We start from the raw sequence: 4,182 nt of genomic DNA, 5'->3' as shown, positions 1-4,182 counted from the left end.
ATCCTTTTTAGAATAATATCATGTTAAAAATGAAAATTTATTTCGCGGCAATTTTATCCTTGATTCTTATCAAGGCAGAGGTTTCTGCACAGGAGACACCTCCATTGGAAGTGCTCCAACTTAATCTTAAAGAGACCTTGGAGTATGCCTTGGAAAACAATCCTGATTCCAAGAATGCCAAATTGGAGATTATGGTTGCTCAGACTACAATTAAAGAAGAAACATCAGCTGGTTTGCCCCAAATCAACGGGTCCTATGGATTTAATTACAATCCTTTAGTTCAGGTTGTGTTTTTACCGAATCAACCTCCTTTTGGAGATCCCAGTAATCCTTCGGATGTTATTCCTGCAAGATTTGGTGTAAGCTACTCTAGTAATCTAGGAGTAAATTTAAGTCAAATGATTTTTGATGGATCATTCTTCGTGGGCTTAAGAGCTGCCAAAACATATAAAGCTTTGACTGAGTTTGATAAAGTCAAGGTGGAGAATGATGTGGTTGAAAATGTCAAGAAAGCCTATTTCGGAGTTTTGGTAAATGCAGAAAGAATTAAACTTTCTCAGTCTAACTTAAGCCGGATTGATTCTCTTCTGGAGGAAACCAGAGCTTTAAATGAGGCAGGTTTTACAGAAAAGATTGAGGTATCCCGAATTCAAGTGCAGCGAAATAATACCTTTTCACAATTAAAGAGGAGTTTGACTGCTTATGATATTTCAAAACAGCTTTTGAAAATCCAACTTGGATTGCCAAAGAATTACGATATCGTCATTACAGAAACTCTTGCAGAACTCAATCCTGAAGAAGAATTAGATGCTCTTCAATCAATGGATCCTGGAAGCAGAGTGGAAATGGATCAATTAAATACAAATATGGAATTGACCCAGCTAGATCTCCGATACAATACTTCTCAGTATATGCCAACCTTAGATTTGGTTGCGAATTATACAAGATCCGGAGCGGGAGATTCATTTAACACTGTTTTCAGTTCAAACAATTGGTTCAGTTCTTCACTTATCGGTGTTTCTATGAATATTCCAATTTTCGATGGTCTTTCTAAAAGTGCAAGAATCCAGAGAAATAGAATCCAGCTTCAACAATTGGAAAATCAGAAGTTCTTTTTAGACCAAAACATCGCTTTGGAGATCTATCAGGCTAGACAAATTCTTGCAAATGATCTTGAAGTTTTGGCTGTCCAAAGGGAAAGCATGGACTTGGCTAAAGAAGTATATGATATAGCCAAAATAAAATATAATGAGGGAGTGGGGTCAAACCTGGAAGTAGTGGAGGCTGATGCAGCATTGATTGAATCTGAGATTAATTATTTAGGAGCTCTTTATGATGGTCTGATTTCAAAAGTTGACTTGGAAAAAGCGCTAGGCATTTTGAAACAAGGATTAGATCAATAAGCCAAAGAGTTGAGAAGCTTGAATAAAAAAATTAAAAACCGACTTTATTTAAATACGATGAAAGTATCACATAAATTTTTAACTCTAATAGGCCTGGTTTTCTTGGCTTTCTCCTGCGAACCAAAAGATGAGATCGCAGAAAAGAGAGCCCAGTTAGAAGATCTAAAAAGCCAATCGAATGAATTGACAACTTCAATCGCAGAATTAGAAGCGGAATTAATGAAGTTAGATCCTGACTTTGCGAAGCAGAATCAAAAGTCAATATTAATTACCACTTCAAAAGTAAGGAAAGGGGAGTTTGATCATTATGTTGAGGTAACCGGATCTGTCCTTTCTAAAAAGAATGTGGTGATCAGTGCCGAAACAGCAGGAAGAATTCTTGAGGTTCCAGTTTTGGAAGGTATGAGGGTTACTAAGGGTACGGTTCTGGCGAGAATTGATGCAGAATCTATCGAAAGATCTATCGATGAGTTAGAGAACTCACTTGATTTGGCCAAAACGCTTTTTGAAAAGCAAGAAAGGCTTTGGAAGCAACAAATCGGCACAGAAGTACAATACCTGGAAGCTAAGAACAGAAAAGAAGGTTTGGAGAGAAGTTTAGCTTCTGCACGTACCAACTTGGATAAAGCAATCATTAGAGCCCCTTTTTCAGGGACTATTGAATCAGTGGAAGTGAGATTGGGAGAACTGGTTCAGCCTGGAATGGGAATGTTTCAGTTTGTAGGAGAAAGTGATTTGTTTATCGAAGCGGATATTTCTGAAAGCTATATCGGAGTACTTTCAAAAGGAGATTCGGTGGACGTGAATTTCCCTTCCATCAATGAGGAAATACAGACCAGGGTTTCTTCTGTCGGTGCAATTATTAATCCTAATAACAGGACTTTCAAAGTGGAGGTTTATCTACCCAATATGTCTTTGGTTAAACCAAATATGATAACTGTTCTAAAGATTTTGGATTATCAAAGTACTGATGCAGTGATTGTTCCAAGTTACTTGATTTTGAGTGATAATAGAGGAGACTATGTATTTATTGTTGAAGGAGGAAAGGCTCTTAAAAAATATGTAGAGAGAGGAAAAACTTTCGACAAAGAAACCGAAATTCTGACAGGACTAAATGGCACAGAGACTTTAGTTGATAAAGGATTCAGGGAAGTGGGAGATAATTTTAATGTGACAATAGCAGAGCAATAATTATGGCAGAAAATCAAAAATCACAAAAAACACGTGAGTTTGGACTGTCCAGTCTGAGTGTTGACAACTCAACTTCGGTAGTCATTCTTACCTTAATTATTTCAGTTCTCGGTCTTAGCGCATATAGAAGTATGCCTAAAGAGAGTTTCCCGGAAATTGTAATTCCAACGGTTTATGTTGGAACTCCATATCCCGGTAACTCGCCTATTGATATCGAAAATCTGATCACCCGTCCAATTGAAAAAGAGCTGAAATCCTTAAATGATATAAAGGATATCAATTCCACCTCGGTACAGGATTTCTCTTCGATTGTGGTTGAATTCAACCCAGGAGTTGAAATTTCAAAAGCAATCCAGGATGTGAAGGACGCAGTGGATAAATCCAAAAGTGAGCTTCCTACAGATTTAGATCAGGATCCAAATGTTTTGGAAATCAACACATCGGATTTCCCGATCATGAACGTGAATATTTCGGGGAATTATTCCGAAGCAGAGCTTAAAAAGTTTGGTGAATATCTTGAAGACGAGATTGAAAAGCTTGCTGAAATATCTAAAGCAGATCTTGCCGGAACAGTAGAACGGGAGATTCAGATCAATGCTGATCCTTATAAAATGGAATCAGTGGGAGTCAGCTTTAATGATATCGCACAAGCGGTTCAAACAGAAAATGTAACCATTTCTGGCGGTAATATTCGATCAGGAGATTATCAGCGTACGCTTCGTATTGATGGGGAATTTAATGATCCATTGGACCTGCAAAACATTATTGTAAAGACAGATAATCAAAAGATTGTCTATCTCAGAGATGTCGCTGAAGTAAAGGATACTTATAAAGAGAGATCAAGTTATGCGAGAAGTAAAAATCTTCCTGTTGTAACGATTAATGTTGTAAAGCGAAGTGGAGAAAATCTACTTTTTGCCGCCGATAAAATCAAAGAGATAATTGAGACGACCAAGGCAAACAGATTTCCTCAGGATTTGGAAATCACAATCACAAATGATCAGTCAAAGCAAACCAGACTTCAGGTAAGTGACTTGGAAAACTCCATAATTTTTGGAGTTATTTTGGTTGTCTTGGTTTTGATGTTCTTCCTTGGGTTTAGGAATGCACTATTCGTAGGTATAGCGATTCCGTTATCCATGTTTATTTCATTTTTAATTCTGAATGCATTCGGAATCACGCTGAACCTGATGGTTTTATTCTCTCTGATCTTAGCATTAGGGATGTTGGTTGATAATGGAATCGTGGTAGTTGAAAATATTTACCGTTTGATGTCAGAAGGTAAATCAGCAATTCAAGCTGCCAAAGAAGGTGTGGGAGAAGTGGCTTGGCCTATTATTACTTCAACAGCAACTACGCTTGCAGCATTTTTGCCTTTGGCATTTTGGGACGATTTGGTAGGGGAGTTTATGAAGTTTCTACCGATTACTTTGATCATCGTTTTGTCTTCTTCACTTTTTGTTGCTCTTGTAATCAATCCTGTATTGACCGCACTATTCATGAAGGTGGAAGACGTGACCAAAGTAAAACCAAAACAAAAATCGATTCTCGTTGCAGGCATTTTCTTAATTCTATCCACATTCTTTTA

3 protein-coding genes are annotated in these 4,182 nt (G+C 37.5%); all 3 read left to right on the top strand.

What is annotated here, in order from left to right:
- Positions 1-29: 29 nt before the first annotated feature.
- The gene (locus tag Q0L68_RS17250; RefSeq protein ID WP_296705507.1) at positions 30-1,403 is read left to right on the top strand and encodes a TolC family protein; all 1,374 of its coding nucleotides are present in this window, start codon (positions 30-32) and stop codon (positions 1,401-1,403) included.
- 57 nt (positions 1,404-1,460) lie between these two features.
- Positions 1,461-2,594, top strand: a complete 1,134-nt coding sequence (locus Q0L68_RS17245) for an efflux RND transporter periplasmic adaptor subunit (protein ID WP_296705506.1) — start codon at positions 1,461-1,463, stop codon at positions 2,592-2,594.
- 2 nt (positions 2,595-2,596) lie between these two features.
- Positions 2,597-4,182 (top strand): efflux RND transporter permease subunit (locus tag Q0L68_RS17240; RefSeq protein ID WP_296705505.1); only part of this gene is annotated, 1,586 nt, incomplete at its 3' end.

The organism is Algoriphagus sp., from assembly GCF_024642405.1.
In the GTDB taxonomy this organism is placed as follows: Bacteria; Bacteroidota; Bacteroidia; order Cytophagales; family Cyclobacteriaceae; genus Algoriphagus.
Note: the sequence above shows the minus strand (reverse complement) of the source record. Positions and strands in the feature narration are given on the sequence as shown.

Coding starts and splice junctions, on each gene's coding strand:
- Q0L68_RS17250 (WP_296705507.1), top strand. CDS start 30: ATGAAAATTTATTTCGCGGCAATTTTATCCTTGATTCTTATCAAGGCA.
- Q0L68_RS17245 (WP_296705506.1), top strand. CDS start 1,461: ATGAAAGTATCACATAAATTTTTAACTCTAATAGGCCTGGTTTTCTTG.